The organism is Phormidesmis sp. 146-20 (assembly GCF_052939475.1).
In genome coordinates this window covers 51,174-69,764 of record NZ_JBJPHT010000023.1, presented here as the reverse complement: position 1 = coordinate 69,764, position 18,591 = coordinate 51,174, and the positions used below count along the sequence as shown (strand labels likewise).

General features: G+C 51.1%; 12 protein-coding genes. 6 read left to right on the top strand and 6 right to left on the bottom strand.

Annotated features, from left to right (window positions below):
- Nucleotides 1–471 precede the first annotated feature (471 nt).
- Nucleotides 472–3,051, top strand: a complete 2,580-nt coding sequence (locus ACKFKH_RS18575) for a DUF3536 domain-containing protein (protein ID WP_446859819.1) — start codon at nt 472–474, stop codon at nt 3,049–3,051.
- Between the two features lie 173 nt (nt 3,052–3,224).
- On the opposite strand, the gene ACKFKH_RS18570 is transcribed toward ACKFKH_RS18575, so the two are convergent.
- From ACKFKH_RS18570 to ACKFKH_RS18555, 4 genes are all read right to left on the bottom strand, one after another.
- Nucleotides 3,225–3,533 carry a DUF3181 family protein gene (locus ACKFKH_RS18570; RefSeq protein WP_446859818.1) on the bottom strand — a complete coding sequence of 103 codons (309 nt, stop codon included), beginning with the start codon at nt 3,531–3,533 and terminating at the stop codon, nt 3,225–3,227.
- Between the two features lie 65 nt (nt 3,534–3,598).
- The gene (locus ACKFKH_RS18565; protein WP_446859817.1) at nt 3,599–3,910 is read right to left on the bottom strand and encodes a 2TM domain-containing protein; all 312 of its coding nucleotides are present in this window, start codon (nt 3,908–3,910) and stop codon (nt 3,599–3,601) included.
- A gap of 56 nt (nt 3,911–3,966) precedes the next feature.
- Complete coding sequence (locus tag ACKFKH_RS18560; RefSeq protein ID WP_446859816.1) at nt 3,967–4,818, bottom strand: NAD(P)-dependent oxidoreductase; 852 nt, start codon at nt 4,816–4,818, stop codon at nt 3,967–3,969.
- Between the two features lie 136 nt (nt 4,819–4,954).
- The gene (locus ACKFKH_RS18555) at nt 4,955–5,092 is read right to left on the bottom strand and encodes a hypothetical protein (protein WP_446859815.1); all 138 of its coding nucleotides are present in this window, start codon (nt 5,090–5,092) and stop codon (nt 4,955–4,957) included.
- Nucleotides 5,093–5,394: 302 nt separating this feature from the next.
- On the opposite strand from ACKFKH_RS18555, the gene ACKFKH_RS18550 reads away from it, so the two are divergent.
- On the top strand, nt 5,395–7,035 hold the full coding sequence (locus ACKFKH_RS18550; protein ID WP_446859814.1) for an NAD(P)/FAD-dependent oxidoreductase: 1,641 nt from the start codon (nt 5,395–5,397) through the stop codon (nt 7,033–7,035).
- 13 nt (nt 7,036–7,048) lie between these two features.
- Here the strand turns inward: ACKFKH_RS18550 and ACKFKH_RS18545 are convergent, their stop codons facing one another.
- Both ACKFKH_RS18545 and ACKFKH_RS18540 read right to left on the bottom strand, forming a co-directional pair.
- Nucleotides 7,049–8,029: a HEAT repeat domain-containing protein gene (locus ACKFKH_RS18545; RefSeq protein WP_446859813.1), complete on the bottom strand. Its 981-nt coding sequence runs from the start codon at nt 8,027–8,029 to the stop codon at nt 7,049–7,051.
- A gap of 103 nt (nt 8,030–8,132) precedes the next feature.
- Nucleotides 8,133–8,393 (bottom strand): DUF1816 domain-containing protein, encoded by a 261-nt coding sequence (locus ACKFKH_RS18540; protein WP_446859812.1) that lies wholly within the window; start codon nt 8,391–8,393, stop codon nt 8,133–8,135.
- A gap of 413 nt (nt 8,394–8,806) precedes the next feature.
- Here ACKFKH_RS18540 and ACKFKH_RS18535 point away from each other — a divergent pair, with 413 nt between their 5' ends.
- The 4 genes from ACKFKH_RS18535 (at nt 8,807) to ACKFKH_RS18520 (ending at nt 18,569) form a co-directional block, all read left to right on the top strand.
- On the top strand, nt 8,807–11,176 hold the full coding sequence (locus ACKFKH_RS18535) for a PAS domain-containing protein (protein ID WP_446859811.1): 2,370 nt from the start codon (nt 8,807–8,809) through the stop codon (nt 11,174–11,176).
- Between the two features lie 426 nt (nt 11,177–11,602).
- The gene (locus tag ACKFKH_RS18530) at nt 11,603–14,827 is read left to right on the top strand and encodes a two-partner secretion domain-containing protein (RefSeq protein ID WP_446859810.1); all 3,225 of its coding nucleotides are present in this window, start codon (nt 11,603–11,605) and stop codon (nt 14,825–14,827) included.
- 59 nt (nt 14,828–14,886) lie between these two features.
- Complete coding sequence (locus ACKFKH_RS18525) at nt 14,887–17,469, top strand: CHAT domain-containing protein (RefSeq protein WP_446859809.1); 2,583 nt, start codon at nt 14,887–14,889, stop codon at nt 17,467–17,469.
- Nucleotides 17,470–17,852: 383 nt separating this feature from the next.
- Nucleotides 17,853–18,569, top strand: a complete 717-nt coding sequence (locus ACKFKH_RS18520) for a DUF928 domain-containing protein (RefSeq protein WP_446859808.1) — start codon at nt 17,853–17,855, stop codon at nt 18,567–18,569.
- Nucleotides 18,570–18,591: the final 22 nt, after the last annotated feature.

Here is an 18,591-nt window from a genome sequence, read left to right as displayed (position 1 = left end):
GCCATCCTTAAGTTGACCTCTGCTTTGCGGTTCAATCAGTTATGTTGCAGGTTCCGATTCCTTTTGAAAGGCCGGGTGAAACGCCTGACTATCGATCGCTCTGCCTTTTCAAAAATCTGTAGCGCTTGAGAATGTAACGCTTAAGACTGACCTGATCCCCCAAATTCTAAGCGCTGAGTCAGATTTGTCTGTGAGAAAGGGTTCGCTATAGTTCCCTTTGATTGAAACTGATTCAAACTCTGAAAATCGGTTTCCCGTTAAGTTTTTATCCAATTTCAAAGCTGTTTTAAGCTGATCCTTTGGTCTTCTACCCTGGCTGCGGCGATCGTGTTTTTGACGAGGCTTGCAAATCGCCCGCGATTTAAGTCTTGCTGTATAGTACAAATGAATTACGTTAGCTAGAGGCAATTTGTTTGATTCTGCCTCTACAGCAGGCTTTACCCCATCTCCCTAACCCCAAAAACTTTCTCTATGACTTCGATTTTTGATGCCTCACTCGATTTGTCTGCCACCGCAACGAATGCAGCAAGTTTGCAGAATGGCGATCCCCAGCGTCTTGATCTCACCCCAGACGAAAACCATCCCCTCAAAACGGCGATCGGTGTTTACGTCACGATTCATGGGCACTTTTACCAGCCGCCCCGCGAAAATCCTTATTTGGATGCGATCGAGCGTCAGCCCAGTGCGTCCCCGTTTCACGACTGGAACGAGCGAATCCACCACGAATGCTATCGCCCCAACGCCTTTGCCCGCATTCTCAACGACCAGGGCGAACTGGTGGGGATCGTCAACAACTACGAATATTTGAGCTTCAACATTGGCCCAACGTTGATGAGTTGGATCGAGCGTCACGATGTCGAAGTCTACCAACGAATTCTCGAAGCCGATCGCAAAAGCTGTGCGCGACTGAATGGACACGGCAACGCGATCGCTCAAGCTTACAATCACATGATCTTGCCTCTGGCTAACGATCGCGACAAACGCACTCAGATTCGCTGGGGGAAAGCAGACTTTCGATCGCACTTTGGTCGTGATCCCGAAGGCATGTGGCTCGCTGAAACTGCCGTAGACTATCCCACGCTTGAAGCTTTGGTAGACGAAGGCGTTCAATTTATCATTTTGGCTCCCTCTCAGGCTCAACGCTGTCGGGCGATCGACGCTCCCAACTGGATCGAAGTCGGCGGCGGTCAGATTGATACGACTCGTCCTTACCGATGTTTCTTGAACAGTGAGGAGAGCGAGGAGTCAGAACGTCGCTATATTGACATCTTCTTTTACGACGGGCCGATTTCTCGCGATATGGGATTCGATACCGCTCTCAGCAGTTCTCACAATCTGGCGGGGCGATTGGGTCAGGCGGTGCGCGGGGATCATCGTCCGACTCAGCTAATTGCGGCGGCAACCGATGGCGAAACCTTTGGACACCACAAAGGCGGGACTGAGAAATGTCTGGCCTACGCCTTCGAGCATGAATTTTCTCATAAAGGCTGGACGGTCACTAACTTTGCCCACTACCTCAGCCTCAACACGCCTACCTGGGAAGTCGAACTCAAACCCGTCACGGCCTGGAGTTGTGCCCACGGAGTCGATCGCTGGCAAGACGACTGTGGCTGCGCGAGTGGCGGCGGATGGCACCAAAAATGGCGGCGACCTTTGCGCGATTCTCTTGACTGGCTGCGGGATCAACTGGTCAAAGTCTACGAAGAGACGGGCAAGAAACTCTTTAAAGATGTCTGGTTGACGAGGGATGAGTACATTCAGGTGGTGCGCGATCGCTCTCCTGCCAATGTCAATCGATTTCTTGCTCAACATCAGCGCCACAAGCTCAGCACGATCGAACGCATCGACGCTCTACGACTGTTAGAAATGCAGCGTCACGCCATGCTGATGTACACGAGTTGCGGCTGGTTTTTTGAGGAGCTTTCTCGCCCCGAAGGAACGCAAATTCTTCGTTACGCTTCCAGAGCGCTGGAGCTTGCCGGAGATGTGGCGGGCGTGCAGCTTGAAAAAGGCTTTGTAAAACGGCTGGCGCTGGCTCCCAGTAATGTAGATTGCTTCAAAAATGGAGCAGAAGTCTATCGGCAGTTGGTGATCTCGGCACAGATTAACTTTGAGCAAGTCGCTGCCCACTACGCGATCAGTTCTTTGTTCCAGACCTTTACGAGAGAACAGCGCGTCTACTGCTATGCCGCTCATCAGTTAGATTACCAGCTTCAGCGGATGGGATCGCTCACTCTCGCTGTCGGACAGCTTCAACTCACGTCTGAAATTACTCGCGAGACGGAGCATTTGGTTTTTGCGGTGCTGCATTTGGGCGGCTGGGATTTCCACTGTTGCATTCAGCCTTTTGCTGGCCGCAGGACTTACGCTCAACTTAAGGATTCTCTGTTTGGCTCTCTTAAGCAGGCGAGTGCAGCGCAGACCATTTTGGCGATGAATCAGATGTTTGGCAACCAGTCTCACAGTCTGCAAAATTTATTTGCCGAAGAACGTCATCGAATTATGCGCCTCTTGAGCCAAGAAACGTTGACCCGATTGGATCAGCTTTATACACAGGTCTATCGCGATAACTACGGCGTTTTGATGGCGTTTCATCGGGACGAATTGCCCGTTCCTCAAGAATTGCAGGTCGCGGCTGAGATTGCTTTGGGTCATCGCTTACTTGTCGCTCTACGATCGCTCGAACAAGACCACAGCGATCCCGATAACCTGGAACTTAGCGCCAGTCGAATTGCCGAATTGGATGCGATCGCCACCGAAGCCAACCATCTACACTGTCAGCTAAATCTTCCCGAAGTCAAACAAACCCTCGAAAGATTGGTGCGGCGATCGCTCTGGAATTTGTTGAATCCGATTGATCCCCAGACGGCTGAGATGGAGATTCATTGTATTGAGCAGTTGATTGAGTTTGGGCAAAAGCTCCACTTCAATTTGACAATGGCTCAAGCTCAAGAATTGTATTTTGTCTGGCTGCGATCGACTGAGGAAAGGGAACGATCGCCCCAACTTCTAGCGTTAGGCAAAAAATTAGCGGTAGACGTTGAGATCTAGCCGCTTTCAGAGTTCTGATTGAGATGATTTGTGTTTGTTTTGGGGTAGAGATTTAACCGTCTTCTATCCCTCTTTTGTGTAAATGTCTTAAAGTCTCCCATAAATGGGAGTTAGAAGGCAGAAACGGTTAGTGACGAGGCGAAGAAATCGAGTTTTTAATTTGAAGAAACCGCCTACAAATTGCGCTGAAACTCTTCTAGCAAATCCATCAAACTGACCTGACACTGCATCGGCACCAGATCGCTCAAGGGCACTTCTCGCTTGCCGCCCCCTAATTTAATGGGAATGCTTTGCAGAACTTTGAGAATCTGATCTTCCTGGATTGAGCCGCTGGAGAGCAGAGGATAGAGCTTTTCTGCCAAAACGGTGTGCAGATGAGCGTCTGACAGATAGAGATGCCATTTAGCAACATCGATGTAGACATTTTCACCAATTTCGGCGGCTAGATTCTCGATCGCTTCAGAGGTACTTAGGTTTGCCATAAAAAAAGTCAGTTTAGAGTTGTTTTGTATCCGATCTTTTTAGCGTCTGGCTAGTTGCAAAAACTCTACTTTTTGGCTGATTTCGTCACTTTTTCTTTCGGCTTAAAGCCTGTTGCGGGCGCGGGTGTAGCAGGAGACGTTTCAGAATAGTCGGCGATCGCAAACACATAGATGGCATGAGCCACCAGAATCGCCGCCCAACCGCCCGTTACTCCAATCGCCCAGGGCCAATCGTGATTTTGAATGATCTTAAAAAACCACAACCCCGAATTACAGGCAGTGAATAGCGGCACATGAGTTGCAAAGGTCATGCGATCGTCCAGGCGACGATAATCAGCGTCTTTGCGATCGGGAATACGAGACCAACGGGGAGGCATAGGACAAAACCTTGTAAATAGCTGACTACCTTTATGTTAGCGGTTTGCCGTTCTCTCTACTCAGGAACGATCGCGGAGAACAAAGCTGAATAGTCGGCATCGGATAACCCCAGGGCGATCGCTCGATCCAAAACTTTCTGAACGCCTTCGACATTGCTGACTTCGAGCTTTGCAGACTGGGCGGCTGTGAGAAATAGATTGATATCTTTTTGCAGATGTTTGGTCGGAAAGTTGGGATTGGAGTAGTCACGATCGCGCATTCGCTGTAATTTCTTATCAAACGTTGGGGCATACAGCGCACTCTGTCTAAGAATTTTCATAAAAGCTTCGACCTCCACGCCCTGAGCCGCTACTAATCCCAAACTGGCCGCAAACGCACTCGTCAGAGATCCAATAAGCTGGTTGAGCGACAATTTTACCGCCGCCGCCGATCCGACTGAACCTAAGAGAACGGGATCTGATCCCAAAACTTGCAGCACGGGTAGCCAGCGATCGAACTGTTGTGGCTCTGCGCCCACCATGATCATGAGTGAACCCGATCGCGCTTCGGGAATGCTGCCCAACACAGGGGCTTCTAAGTAGTCGCCGCCCGCAGCTACTACCTGATCTCGAATGGCTTGACTTTCTAAAGGCGCGATCGTCCCCATCTGAATCACCGTTTTTCTAGTCAGCTTTGCAGCATCAGAAAGCAGTGTGGTCTGAATCGCTGAAGCATCTGTGAGCATGAGAATCACACAGTCTGAGTTGGCGATCGCCTCTTGGGGAGAAGGAGCGATGGCTGCTCCCGTCAAAGATTCCAGTTTAGAAGCAGTGCGATTGTAGACCGTGAGCGAGTGCCCCGCATCGATCAAACGCTGTGCCATTGGTAGCCCCATCAGCCCGATTCCTAAAAAGCCAATCTTCACCATTTCACCTCTCAAATTTAGACGCTTGATCTTCGATAGTTTAGACCGATCAACAAACGCTCTAGTAATTTAGAAGCGATTCCTTCACGCCCGATCGTTTATTCTTCATTCCCGATCGTTTATTCTTCTCGCCCAACGGCTAATCCTTCATTCCCGATCGATTATTCTTCTCGCCCGATCGGTTATTCTTCTCGCCCGATCGGTTATTCTTCTCGCCCGATCGGTTATTCTTCTCGCCCGATCGTTTATCCTTCCTGACTGACTGCTTATCCTTCATCTCTCTTAGGATCGTGAATTAAATAAGATCGTTTATTGCCAAATTACTTCGCCCCCTAAATCCCCCATGCTGGGGGACTTTGAGATCAAAAAAATTCTGGAATTCAAAACGGGTTTGAGCTTTGAAGTCCCCCATTTTTGGGGGATTTAGGGGGCTGCAACCCATTGAAACGAAGCCAAAATCAACTGACCAAGCCTATTTAGAGAATCTCAGGTTAATAAACTCGCGTTCCTTGACGAAGTACCAACCCCCCAACTCCACCATTCTCCACCCCATCTCCCCACAGCGTTACAGTTTGCGCTATGACTAAGATCGTCCAGAAATTTCTGAGTATGTTACGGCTAACCGAAATCAAGCTTCCCCTTGATCACGCTGACGATGAGATCAAGACAGCCATTCTCAAAAAGCTACAAATCAGTCCCAAAGACCTGATCCGCTATTCGATCTTCAAACGCAGCTACGACGCTCGAAAGAAAGACGTGATCGCTCTGGTCTACATTTTGGATGTGGAAACGCCTCAAGAGCAGCGCCTGCTTCAACGCTTCAAAAAAGACCCTCATGTGATGGTCACTCCCGATATTAGCTATCGTTCTGTTGCTCAAGCACCCAGCGATTTGACGTTACGCCCGATCGTCATTGGCAGCGGCCCCTGTGGCATGTTTGCGGCTTTGATGCTGTCGAGAATGGGATTTCGCCCGATCGTGTTAGAACGCGGCAAATCGGTAAAAGAACGCACCGCCGACACCTTTGGCTTTTGGAAAAAGAGAGAAGACTTTAATCCAGAGTCCAACGCGCAGTTTGGAGAAGGCGGCGCGGGCACATTTTCAGACGGCAAACTCTACAGCCAGGTGCGAGACTCTCAACATTACGGGCGCAAGGTCTTAAATGAACTTGTGAATGCGGGCGCTTCTCCAGAAATTCTCTACATTAACAAACCGCACATTGGCACCTTCAAGCTGGTGGGCATTGTCGAAAGAATGCGGGCAACGATCGAGTCTCTCGGTGGCGAAATTCGCTTTCAAAGTCGGGTGGAGTCGATCGACATTCAAGCCGGACAGGTGAGAGGCGTGACGTTGGCGAATGGGGAATATCTCCGCAGCGATCATGTCGTTCTCGCAGTGGGACACAGTGCCAGAGATACCTTTCAGATGCTCTTCGATCGCGGCGTTTATATCGAATCCAAACCCTTCTCGATCGGCTTTCGAGTCGAGCATCCCCAAACGTTGATTGATCAGTGCCGCTTTGGCGAAAAAGCAGGTCACAAACTTCTGGGCGCGGCAGACTATAAACTGGTTCACCACTGTCAAAACGGGCGATCGGTCTATAGTTTTTGCATGTGTCCGGGTGGATTGGTTGTGGCTGCCACGTCCGAACCGGGGCGAGTCGTCACCAACGGCATGAGCCAATATTCTCGCAATGAGCGCAACGCCAACAGTGGGATCGTGGTCGGCATCACCCCCGACGATTATCCCGGTCATCCTCTCGCAGGGATTGACTTTCAGCGTCGCTTGGAATCACGAGCGTTTGAACTGGGTGGAGGCACCTACGAAGCGCCAGGGCAGTTGGTCGGAGACTTTATCGCCGATCGTCCCTCTCAGTCCTTGGGAAGCGTCAAGCCATCTTATGCGCCAGGGGTACATTTGGGCGATTTGAGTCAGAGTTTGCCAGAGTATGCGATCGCTGCCATCCGCGAAGCTCTCCCTGCTTTTGACAAACAGATCGCTGGATTTGCTATGCACGATGCCGTCTTGACTGGAGTCGAAACTCGCACCTCTTCGCCCATTCGCATCAAGCGCAAAGAAGACTATCAGAGCCTCAACACTCAAGGACTCTATCCCGCTGGAGAAGGAGCCGGATACGCAGGAGGCATTCTCTCGGCGGGCATCGACGGGATCAAAGTCGCGGAGGCCGTCGCCCTCAACATCGTGAATTCTAGAAACTAAAAAATCACAAGGTCTAAAATTCCCGATGATTTAGCAAGCTGGCATCTTCTCGTTGATTGATTGCCTCATTCACTCGCTGCCACAAGTCTTGATCTTGGCGATAGAGGCTCAGAGCGGCGATCGCGTCCTTAGCGTCCTGAATCCGTCTGCTCGTAACCAGCGACAGCAAAAAGTCTAGCGGCTCGTCTTGTCGAAGCATCGCGATCGCCAGCAGTCCGGTTTGTCTGAGTTCTGCATCTTTGACTTGGTGCCACCAGGTTTGAAGAATGGGAAAGGCTTCGGGTAGGCGACTCTCACCCAGAGCCATCGCGGCCACTTCTGCAATCTCGGTGTCTTCGCGCAGAGGAGCTGATTTGCGGGCGTAAAGTTGGCGAGTCACGAGAGAAAGCGATCGCCCCGGTGCCAACGTCAGCAGCCCCAACAGACACTCAGAAATCACGGGTGGCTGATCCCCAACCTGGACTCTCAATCGCAACAGCGGAACGCCTCGATCGTCTTCGGTGTAGGTGATGGCTCGTGCGGCGGCGACTCGTGCATCTGTTTCCGGATCGGCCAAGAGGTCAGCGAGTTCGCTCCAAACGTGGGGATAGTTCATTCTCACCAGTCCCAGCGCGCAGACTCCCCTCAAACTCGCTGCGGTATCTTGCTTGTCTTTCCAGACTGCCTCCATTTGGACGTGCCGAATGCCCCGCAAAAACAGGTCTTCATTGCTGTAGTTGAGTTGATAGAGCGCCTGAGCAATCCGAAATTTTGCCTGACAGCCTTGATCCGTTTCAGCAGGATTGACCATCAAGCGATCGAAGGCTTCGCCCAAAGCTGGCATCAGATCATACAGTTCAGCGTCACCAGTAATTTTGGCGGCTTGAGAAACGGCGATCGCAAATTTACTCTTGAGAACTTGATGCAGTGTAGCGATCGCTTCCTCCGAAGTGGGATCAGACCGCACAGCCGTCAAAAGCGCCAGAGTTTCTTCAAGCTTGCGTGACTTTGCCATTGGGAAGACCGAAGACCAGGGACATGAGACGCGAGATAGTGAACCAGGAATTCTTGATGCTGATTCTTCTCAAAAGTCTAACGTCTCCTGTCCAGCGTCTATCTCAAAACTCAACGCCCGACGCGCAGATCGTCAAAATTTCAGGTCTGCAAAGCTTGATGGTAACAGTGATCCCCTGTGCCCCTTCGCCTTCGAGATCTTCGACATAGCCGGGATACGCTTTTCGGGCTTCTAATGCGCTGTTAAACGGGCCAAAATAGTAAGTGCATTGGGGATCAGCCGTGGTAATCTCAACCCACCAGCGATTGAGCATCGCCCGAATAAATCCCGCCATCACCTGTTTGAAAATGTTGAACAGTTTCATGATTGATTTTTGGATTTTAGTGTTGTAAGAATTTTTTGATCGCGTTGCACCGCTCAGATCACTTTCGGCATTCTTCGTTCTCTGACGACTGCCCGACACCTTCGATCGCTGCGTGCTTAAAAGTGACCCTACTCTTTCATGTGTAGCGTTTCCGTTAGCGATGTCAAGTCAAATGTCAGAAATTTGTGACAATCTTTTTACAGCAAATCGCAGGTCGTCGCGTCGTGTTTATACCTTGAGGAGGAAGTGTCGCTACGTCCAGAGGTATAGGCTAGTCTAGCCCAGCCAGGAAAGGGGTAGAAAACCTGTGGTTGCGCCTTCGTGACTTGCTCACCTGGATCAGTCCACGATCGTTTCTCAAAACTGCCCTGTGCGTCAGACCCCCCTCTTTCACTCCCAATCATGAGCGACTAATGAGCGACGCTACAGAATCAAGACTCCAAACGGAAGCGTTTTTGCGTAATCAGGAACAACAGATCGCCGGGATTTTAGCCAAACTTCCGGATCTGATTTCTCGATACGATCGCGCCCTTCGCTATCTTTATGTGAGTCCCGCGATCGAACACATCACTGGGGTTGCGCCTCATCAATTTATCGGCAAGACACACCAGGAAATGGGAATGCCGCCAGAAGTGGTCACGGTGTGGAGAAAAAATTTACAAACGGTGTTTGCGACCGGACAGGAGCGATCGGCGCAGTTTAAGTATCCGGGGATCAATGGGGTGCGATATTTTGATGCGACCCTGATGCCCGAATTTGGGGCGGATGGTCTGGTCGAGACGGTCTTGGTGATTAGTCGCAACATGACCGATCGCCAGCGCGCCGAAGAAAAATTAGCCGTCAGTCAAGAATTTCTGTCACTCGCTCAAAAAGCCGGAAAGATTGGCAGCTTTGATTGGGATGTCAAAACGGGAATCAGCCGTTGGAATGAGCAGCTAGAAGAGATGTTTGGGTTTGCGGCGGGCAGCTACGACGGCAGATATGAAGGATGGCGCGATCGCGTTCATCCAGACGATATCTCTAGAGTCGAACAGAGCCTTCAAGCATCCATGCAGCAGCAGATTATGGATTGGCAAAGTGAGTACCGAGTATTTCGGGCTGATACAGATGAGTTGCGCTGGGTGAATGCGAGAGGACAAGTTTTTTATAATGAATTAGGAACGCCCGTGCGAATGATTGGGGTTGTGATCGATATCAGCGAACGCAAACAAGCAGAAGAAGCCCTACAACAAAGTGAACTGCTATTTCGCAATCTGGCGGATACGATGCCGCAAATGTTTTGGATCACGCGACCCGACGGCTATCACGAATACTACAACCAACGCTGGTATGAATACACCGGAGCCAGCCCCGAACAAACAGAAGGGGAAGGCTGGAGTACGATTTTGCACCCCGATGATGTCGAGAGAACGGTTCCCATTTGGCAAGAATCATTGAGGACGGGAGAATTCTACAATGTCGAATATCGATTTAGACGCGCTTCTGACGGTCAATATCGCTGGCACATCGGGCGCGCCTTTCCTCTGCGAGATGAAACCGGACAAATTATCAAATGGTTTGGATCTTGCACCGACATTCACGATCAAAAATGTGCCATCGAGGAGCGCGATCAAGCGTTAGAGCGAGAGCGATCGGCCCGCGCCCAGTCCGAAACCGCCAATCGCATCAAGGATGAATTTCTCGCCGTTTTGTCTCACGAATTGCGATCGCCCCTCAATCCCATTCTCGGTTGGACAAAGCTGCTCAAGGGCGGCAAATGTGACGAGGCAATGCGCGATCGAGCGTTGGATATTATCGAGCGCAACGCGAAACTTCAGTCCCAATTGATCGAAGATTTGCTCGATGTTTCCCGCATTCTCAGAGGCAAACTCAAGCTGGTTTTTGCGCCCGTGAATCTAGTCACGACGATCGAAGCGGCGTTAGAAACGGTGCGGTTGTCAGCGCAGGCAAAAAACGTCGCGGTGAGATTTTTGGTGGACTCCCCAGAAACCATGACATCAGGTGACTTTAATCGGTTGCAGCAGGTGATCTGGAATCTGCTTTCAAACGCGGTCAAATTTACGCCCGAAGCCGGACAGGTGACGATTCAACTCGCGGCTGTAGAGGCTTTGGCTCAAATCACGATTACCGACACCGGAAAAGGCATTTCTCCCGAATTTTTGCCCCACATCTTCGAGCAATTTCGGCAGGCAGACAGCAGCACCACGCGATCGTTTGGCGGATTGGGACTGGGACTGGCGATCGTCAAACAACTCGTCGAGCTTCACGATGGCACCATTCAAGCGGCGAGTCCGGGTGAGGGAATGGGGGCGACTTTCACAGTTAAGCTTCCTTTGCTAATTAAAGAATCTACGCCTGCGTTACCTGTGTCATCTTTGGTCTGTTCGTCTACTCAACCGCTCTGTGCCCTCAAAATTTTGGTTGTGGATGACGATGCAGACTCGCGAGAAATTCTCAATTTTGTGCTGCAAGAACAGGGGGCGATCGTCACTACGGTTTCTTCGGCAAGCGATGCGCTGACGGCTCTATCTCACAGTCTGCCGGATGTGATTCTCAGCGATTTGGGAATGCCGGAAATGGATGGATACAGTTTGATGCGACAGGTGCGGGCGCTGCCTCCAGAGCAGGGCGGTAACATTCCCTCTATTGCGGTGACGGCCTATGCGCGCGAAGAAGATCGAGACGAAGCGATCGCAGCAGGCTTTCACGACTATTTGACGAAGCCGACCGATTCGGTGGCGCTGGTAATGGCGATCGCAGCCCTAATCGGCGGAAACAGGTGAAGATTGCAACAACTCGGCAGTAGATTGATGTGAGGGCGATGAATTTGCTTTGTTCTCTAGCCATTTAGCATCCTCAATCCTCTACTCTGAAGACCTTCAAGATCAAAATCTTGATTCAAGATCTTCAAAGTTTAGAGACTTTCGGGGCATCCCAAATCAGCAACTCCTCACGGGTATCTCGAACGCACAGCAAAGAATTTTGTCGAATTCGTATCAAATTTGACAGATACAGACAAAAATCTGAATGTAGCAAAAAGATTGTGAGATTTTGCGGATTTGTGCATTGAGAAGCGCATCTTATGGGTGTGCGTTATTCTTGTTGAAAAACAAAAGTTCCTGAAAGGCTGGTTACGCTTGCTATTCCCCAATTCTTTCCTTAATCTTATTGACTCGATCGCCTTCAAAAACAGTGGGGCGATGGCGCTGATGATGGTCTGTTTTTTTGCTTCGGTGGCTCGATCGCAGGTCATTCCTGACAACACGCTGCCTAACTCGGCGATCGTCACCTTTGACGGGCAAGAATATCGCATTACCGGAGGCACGATCGCCGGAGAAAATCTCTACCAAAGCTTTGAAGAATTCTCGCTGCTGGGGGGGCGATCGGCCTACTTTGACACCGATGCGAGGACACAGACGATTATCAGTCGCGTGACCGAAAAGCCTTCTCTGATTGACGGACTGATTCGCACGAATGGATCGGTCAATCTGTTTTTGCTCAATCCCAACGGCATTACGTTTGGCGACAATGCGGCTTTAGAAGTGGGCGGATCGTTTTTTGCCAGTACTGCCCCGTTTCTCAAGTTTGAAGATAACAGTCTGTTTAGTGCTGCCAGAACTTCAGAAGCTCCCTTGTTGAGTGTGAGGCTGCCGATCGGGATTCAACGCGGTGTTAGCTTACCTGAACCTTTGATCAATCGAGGAAACTTAACCACGGGACAGAATTTAGATTTGATTGGAGGTACGATCGCCAATACAGGAAATTTATCGGCAGGTAATCAACTCACGATCACGGCTTTAGACAAAGCAACTTTTGATAACAGTACGGTGAGCGCTTTTTCGGATCTGGCGATCGTCGCTGATGCCATCTTGCTCAACGGTTCTACGCTGTCTACAACGGTTCTCGCCAATCAAGTTAGAAATGCTGGAAATATCTGGCTCAAAGCAGGAGAAATCATCATTTCTGATTCACAATTATTGACCACTGTGAACCAGAGCGCGATCGGAGCCGCAGGCAAAATTCAAATCGATGCCGATCGTCTACAAGTACGCCAGCAGTCTATTCTTCGTTCTGATAGCGCCAACGTGTTGACTAACTCCAATACTCCAACTTCAGGAATTACTATCAACGCCAAAACGGTCGAAATTTTAGAAAAAAGTGAACTGCAAACGACCACGATCGGAAATGGGATCAGCAGTCCACTCCCCAACCAAGGGGCTAATGCTGGAGCGATTGAAATTAACGCAACCGACGAAATCACGATCGCTAAAGGCAGTGTATTACTCACAGGCACAGATTTAACCGCTACAGGTAATAGTGGCGACATCACCCTCAGCGCTAACTCGATCACACTGCAAGACAACGTGATCCTATTTTCTGTAACCAGTGGGTCGGGGAATACAGGCACGGTCACTTTCAACGCGATCGATGCCCTGAGACTCGATAAATTTGCCGTCGTCGGAACGTCAACAGGACGCGGCTCAACGGGCATCGGAGGCGATTTGAATGTCCAGGCAGGATCGCTCTTGATCACTGAGCAGTCAGGGCTAACCGCCGGAACGTCAGGTGTTAGAAAATCTGGAAACGTCAATGTACAAGTTGCAGGCACGATTGCACTCGACAACAACAGTTTGATCACCAATTTTGTGACTTCAGCAGGGCAAGCAGATGGGGGAAATATCGATCTATCTGCTCGATCGCTCTCACTCAGCGATCGTTCTCTGATCTCGACCAGCGTTTTGGGACAGTTCTCGATTATCAACGATCAGGGAGTTCTGTTGCAGACGATTTCACCCGGACAGGGCAATGCGGGAGATATTAATCTTCGCCTGGGTGATCGACTCGCTTTATCAGGAGGCAGCACGATCGCGAGTCAAACCGGGCCGGGTGTGGTGGGGGCGGGGGGCGACATTAATATCAGCAGTGCGTTGCTCTCGGTCGCCGACAAAAGTTCGATTATTGCAGGCACGGCCGGATTGGGAGATGGCGGAAACATCACGATCGCCGCAGACCAAATCAAGTTGAGAGACCTGCCAACCCCAACAAATGGCATCATCGGAGGCACGATCGCCAGCGCAGCCGGCAGCCAAGCGATCGGCAACGGCGGCAATATTATGCTGACCACGGATGCCCTCTCAATGCACGATCAAGCGCTAGTCACCACCCAGAGCGACGGACAGGGCAACGCCGGAAATATTCGAGTTACAGCCAACACCTTTGAGGCAACCAATGGCGCACAATTTCGCACCAACACTTCCGGAAGCGGACAGGCCGGAGATATCTACATCGCAGCCCGCGATCGCATTCAACTTCAAGGCAATGGAGTCGTCGAACCGCTAGCCGGGGTCATTGCGTCAGCGATCGTGCGAGGCAGAAAAATTTCTTTCCAACCGCCCCTCACCCCTCAAGACGGAGAACGAATTACGATTCCCACTTCCAGCGGTCTGCTACAAACCACGGCCCAGCAGGTTTCGGAGATTGGCACGACTCAAACGGGACTGTTTGCCAGCACGTCAGCCAGTGCGACGGGAGCCGGGGGAAACGTCTTTATCGAAACCCCTCAACTCACCGTCAACAATCAGGCGATCGTCTCCATTAGTAATTGGGGCAGTGGACAAGGCGGAACGCTGGTGATCAATTCAGACAACATAGAATTGAATCGGGGCTTATTACTCGCCAGCACGCTACAAGGAAAAGGCGGAAGGCTCTCGGTCAACGCAAACAATCTCACCCTCGACAACAGCTTGATGATTGCGACAACCGATAGTTTCGACGGGGCAAACGTTACGCTTTCGATTCGCGATTGGCTGTTGATGCGGCGAGGCAGTCAGATTACAGCACGGGGCTACGACGCGGGCAACGGCGGCAATATCGACATTCGAGCAGGCTTTATTGTGGCAAAACCGTCCGAAAATAGCGACATCAGCGCCAACAGCTTTCAAGGACGCGGCGGCACGATTCGTCTGAACGCCCGATCGATTTTAGGGCTAACCTCTCGATCGCAATTAACGCCCTTCAGCGACATTACGGCCAGTTCAGATCTCGGAATCAATGGCGTTGTGACGATCGACACCTTTCCGCTTGATCCCAGTCAAGGGACTAATTCCCTGCCCAATGAGATTATTGATGTGACTCGTGACGTGATTCAAACTTGTGCACCGCGATCGCGACTCAATAGCTTTGTGACGGCCGGACGAGGCGGCTTGCCCCCGACACCGAGAGAAGGGATACAGGGAGCCGGATGGATCGATTGGAGGACTGAGCAAATGACGACCTCAACCCCTTCGACGATCGCGACTCCCGTTCCGACCCCTTTGATCGAGGCCACAGGCTGGAGGATCGCCCCCGATGGTTCAGTGAGTTTGATCGCCACCGAGACTTCTGTGAGTCAGTCCCCTATCAATTGTCAGTCTGCTCAGTCAGTAGGTCATTGAGAAGTATGTGGATGTGGATATGATCGAGGTGTCTTTTTTTCAAAAGGCTGCTTAGAAAGGTGCCTCTGGGACTAATTCTCTGTTTTTTGGTGGGCGGCACAATTCCAGGAACGGCGCACATGGCGATCGGCATTCCGGTCTCGGTGCCTGCGGTTTCAGTCCAGCCGCTCATTCAGATGGGGCAAACGCTCTATCAGACAGGTCGGTTTTTGGATGCGGCCAACGTCTGGGAAACTGAGGCAAATCGCCTGCAACGATCGGGAGACACCTCCAATCAAGCCCTGATTTTTAGCTATCTGGCGCTCACTTATCAGCAGCTTGGCCGCCAACTGCAAGCGACTCAGACGCTACAACAAGCGATCGCGTTGCCCGCTTCTCCACTCACTCGCGCCCAAATTCTCAACACTCAGGGCCAACTCTATCTGACGCAAGGCCAGCCCCAGGCGGCTCTCAAAACCTGGCAACAGGCAGAAAACCAGTATCGACGTGTGAAAGATTCGACGGGCACGATCGGCACCCAACTCAATCAAGCCAAAGCGCTGCAAGCACTGGGATTTTATCGTCGCGCCCGCACCCAACTAGAGCAGATCGAAGCGGCGTTGCAAAACGAGTCCGAGTCTTCGCTCAAGGCGGTGGCTTTGTTAAATTTGGGCAATGTGCTGCGGGTGTCGGGCGATTTGGCTGCGTCAGAAAGAGTCTTGCAGAAGAGTCTGGCGATCGCTCAACGCATTCGATCGCGCCCCGATATGCAAATTGCCTGGTTAAATTTGGGCAATACCGCAGAGGCAAAAAATCAGCAGACAGCGGCTCTGATGTTTTATGAACAGGCGGCCGCAGCAGACAGTCCCGTTCGACTTCAGGCCCAACTCAACCAGCTTGACCTGTTGATCGAGTCAAAAACCTTGTCAGAAACCTTGCAGGAAGATCGGACGACTCAAACCCAACGACTGTTGACGCAAATTCGATCGCAACTCGACCCCTTACCGCCCAGCCAAACCGCCATCTACGCCCAAATCAATCTGGCAGAAAGCTTGATCAAACGGATCAATCTCAACGAAACCTCCGCTGAAGTAGCCCGCGCCTCTGACCTCAAATCAGTCGCTCAACTGCTGGCAAAGGCCATTCAGCAAGCCAAAAGCCTGGGAAATCTCCGGGCGCAATCCTACGCAACAGGACGACTAGGACAGCTTTATGAGCAGATTCAACAATGGTCAGACGCAGAATCGCTCACACGAGAGGCACTACTGTTATCAGAAATTATTCACGCTTCAGATATCACCTATCAATGGCAATGGCAACTCGGAAGAATTCTCAAAGCAAAAGCCCGCTTAAGTCAGATTGGGAATGAAGACGACTACACTTTAGCGATCGCCTCTTACACTCAAGCAGTCAACACGCTGCAACTGTTGAGAAACGATCTGGTGACTGTCAGCGAAGATGCTCAGTTTTCATTTCGAGAAAAAGTCGAACCTGTGTATCGAGAGTTAGTCGATCTGCTGCTACAACAGTCCAATTCGGCTGGCGCTGAGATCGAGCAGGACAATTTAAAACAGGCCCGATCGCTGATCGAGTCGCTCCAATTGGCCGAGTTGGCCAACTTTTTTCGAGAAGCCTGCGTGGATAGCCAACCTCAGCAAGTCGATCAGATCGATCCCCAAGCGGCGGTGATTTATCCCATTGTTTTAGTCGATCGCTTGGAGGTGATTTTGGCAATTTCGGGTCAGCCGCTGCGCCACTATGCCACCCAATCTTCCCAGACCCAGGTAGAAGACACCGGGCGACGAATGCGGCAATCTCTACGATCGACCTCCTTTGCTCAAGAACGACTGCCGATCGCTCAAGACCTCTATTCCTGGCTGGTCAAACCTGCCCTGACACATCTGGCTCATTCTCAAATCAAAACCCTGGTGTTTGTGTTGGATGGGGTGCTGCGAGATTTGCCTATGGCCGCGCTCTACGACGGCAACCAGTATCTAATTGAGCAATATCAAGTTGTCGTGACACCCGGTTTGCGTCTATTTGGAAGACAGACAACTCATCCCCAGATTCGAGCGCTGATCGGCGGACTGAGCCAGGGAAACACCACCTTTGCGCCCCTGCCCGGAGTCAAACAAGAAGTCATAAGAATTGGTCGCCTGATCGCCTCAACCGTGCTGCTTGACCAAACCTTTACGACCCAAACTCTAAAGTCCAAGCTCAAAACACAGCCTGTTTCGGTCGTCCATTTAGCCACTCACGGCGAATTTAGCTCCAAAGCAGAAGACACCTACATCGCTACCTGGGACGGTCGGCTTAACGTCAACGCCCTCGATGCCCTGCTCACAAATCGGGAGTCTCTCAATCTGCCCTCGATCGACCTACTCGTCTTGAGTGCTTGTGAGACAGCTAAGGGCGACAGACGGGCCGCTTTGGGATTGGCAGGCGTGGCGGTGCGATCGGGAGCCAGCAGCACCCTGGCCACCCTCTGGCAGGTCAACGATCAATCCACGGCCGAATTTATGGTGCAGTTTTATCAAGTGTTTGCCAAGTCTAGAGTCAAGGGCGAAGCGGTGCGATCGGCGCAGCTACACCTCCTCAAACAGCCCGCCTTCAATCATCCGTATTATTGGGCACCGTTTGTTTTAATCGGCAACTGGTTATAAACACTGAGCGTAACAAAAGACTGCCGTAATCTTCAGGATAGCCTTGAGGCAGAGTTCACAGAACTAAAGAAAATTGCTCCGTAGGAATCTGAAGATTCTTCATCAAAGCTTTAGATAATTAATAGAATAATTGCCTAAAACCTCAGCAATTACACTGAGTAGACACTGATAAAGTACAGAGTAGCTTTGAGTCACACGCCCCTGAATCGACGGCAGTAAAATTATCCGCTTTCTCCCGCCAAGCGCCTCTCAAAAAATTGAGGGCTGGCAGGGTCTCAACGCTTCCCGCTCCGTCGCTCAAGTCGCCCAACGCTGCAAGCTCGTCTTTCTTTCCTCAAGCTCTGCTTCTCTGCTAAATGACGATAACCTTCTGTTTGCAAATCATGACTACACTTCGCCGTATTGCTACTTGCCTGTCGTTATCCGTCGCTCTAGGTTTCTACTCAGGGAGCCAACTTAAAGCTGTCGCGCAAATCGAACCCCCTCCTGGACAAGGCTCTCCCAACGGCACAGCAGGCGGTGGTTCACGCACCAGTTCGACCTTCTGTGTACGATCGCCCAATCCGACCATCCGGATGATGGCTCTCAGTCCCAAAGGGCAAATGGCACTCACGTCCAGCGATCGACCCGATTTTTGGATCTATCTTCCCAAGACGACGGCCCAAATGGTGGAATTGAGCGTTTTTGATGCGGAGATGAATGGCATTTATCAAACGCTGGTGCCGATTTCAACAAAAGCGGGGCTAGTGAGTCTACGGTTGCCTTCAGAAGCGCCCCAACTCAAGCCAGATCAGCCCTACTACTGGACGGCCGCCCTCGTGTGCAACCAGAACGATCGCACCTCAGATTGGGTCGTCGGTGGCTGGATCAAACGCATCCAACTCGATCCCTCAGCCCAAGAAAGGTTAGCGACTGCCAAAGCCAGCGATCGCGTGTCCCTTTATCTATCACAAGGTCTGTGGGTTCAAGCCTTCTCCCTATTGACTGAGCTTCGTCAAACCCAACCCAACAATGCTCACCTTGCGACCGTCTGGACAGAGCTATTGCGATCGGTCGGTCTAGAAGCGCTCACCGAAGTCATCGTGTCTCAAACTAAATAGTCTCAAAAAATAAAAAGCCACT

Excerpts from the sequence above, each read along its gene's own strand:
- ACKFKH_RS18560 (WP_446859816.1), bottom strand. The coding sequence starts at position 4,818 with ATGGTGAAGATTGGCTTTTTAGGAATCGGGCTGATGGGGCTACCAATG.
- ACKFKH_RS18550 (WP_446859814.1), top strand. The coding sequence starts at position 5,395 with ATGACTAAGATCGTCCAGAAATTTCTGAGTATGTTACGGCTAACCGAA.
- ACKFKH_RS18555 (WP_446859815.1), bottom strand. The coding sequence starts at position 5,092 with ATGAAGGATAAGCAGTCAGTCAGGAAGGATAAACGATCGGGCGAGAAG.
- ACKFKH_RS18540 (WP_446859812.1), bottom strand. The coding sequence starts at position 8,393 with ATGAAACTGTTCAACATTTTCAAACAGGTGATGGCGGGATTTATTCGG.
- ACKFKH_RS18530 (WP_446859810.1), top strand. The coding sequence starts at position 11,603 with ATGATGGTCTGTTTTTTTGCTTCGGTGGCTCGATCGCAGGTCATTCCT.
- ACKFKH_RS18520 (WP_446859808.1), top strand. The coding sequence starts at position 17,853 with ATGACTACACTTCGCCGTATTGCTACTTGCCTGTCGTTATCCGTCGCT.
- ACKFKH_RS18570 (WP_446859818.1), bottom strand. The coding sequence starts at position 3,533 with ATGGCAAACCTAAGTACCTCTGAAGCGATCGAGAATCTAGCCGCCGAA.
- ACKFKH_RS18565 (WP_446859817.1), bottom strand. The coding sequence starts at position 3,910 with ATGCCTCCCCGTTGGTCTCGTATTCCCGATCGCAAAGACGCTGATTAT.
- ACKFKH_RS18575 (WP_446859819.1), top strand. The coding sequence starts at position 472 with ATGACTTCGATTTTTGATGCCTCACTCGATTTGTCTGCCACCGCAACG.
- ACKFKH_RS18545 (WP_446859813.1), bottom strand. The coding sequence starts at position 8,029 with ATGGCAAAGTCACGCAAGCTTGAAGAAACTCTGGCGCTTTTGACGGCT.
- ACKFKH_RS18535 (WP_446859811.1), top strand. The coding sequence starts at position 8,807 with ATGAGCGACGCTACAGAATCAAGACTCCAAACGGAAGCGTTTTTGCGT.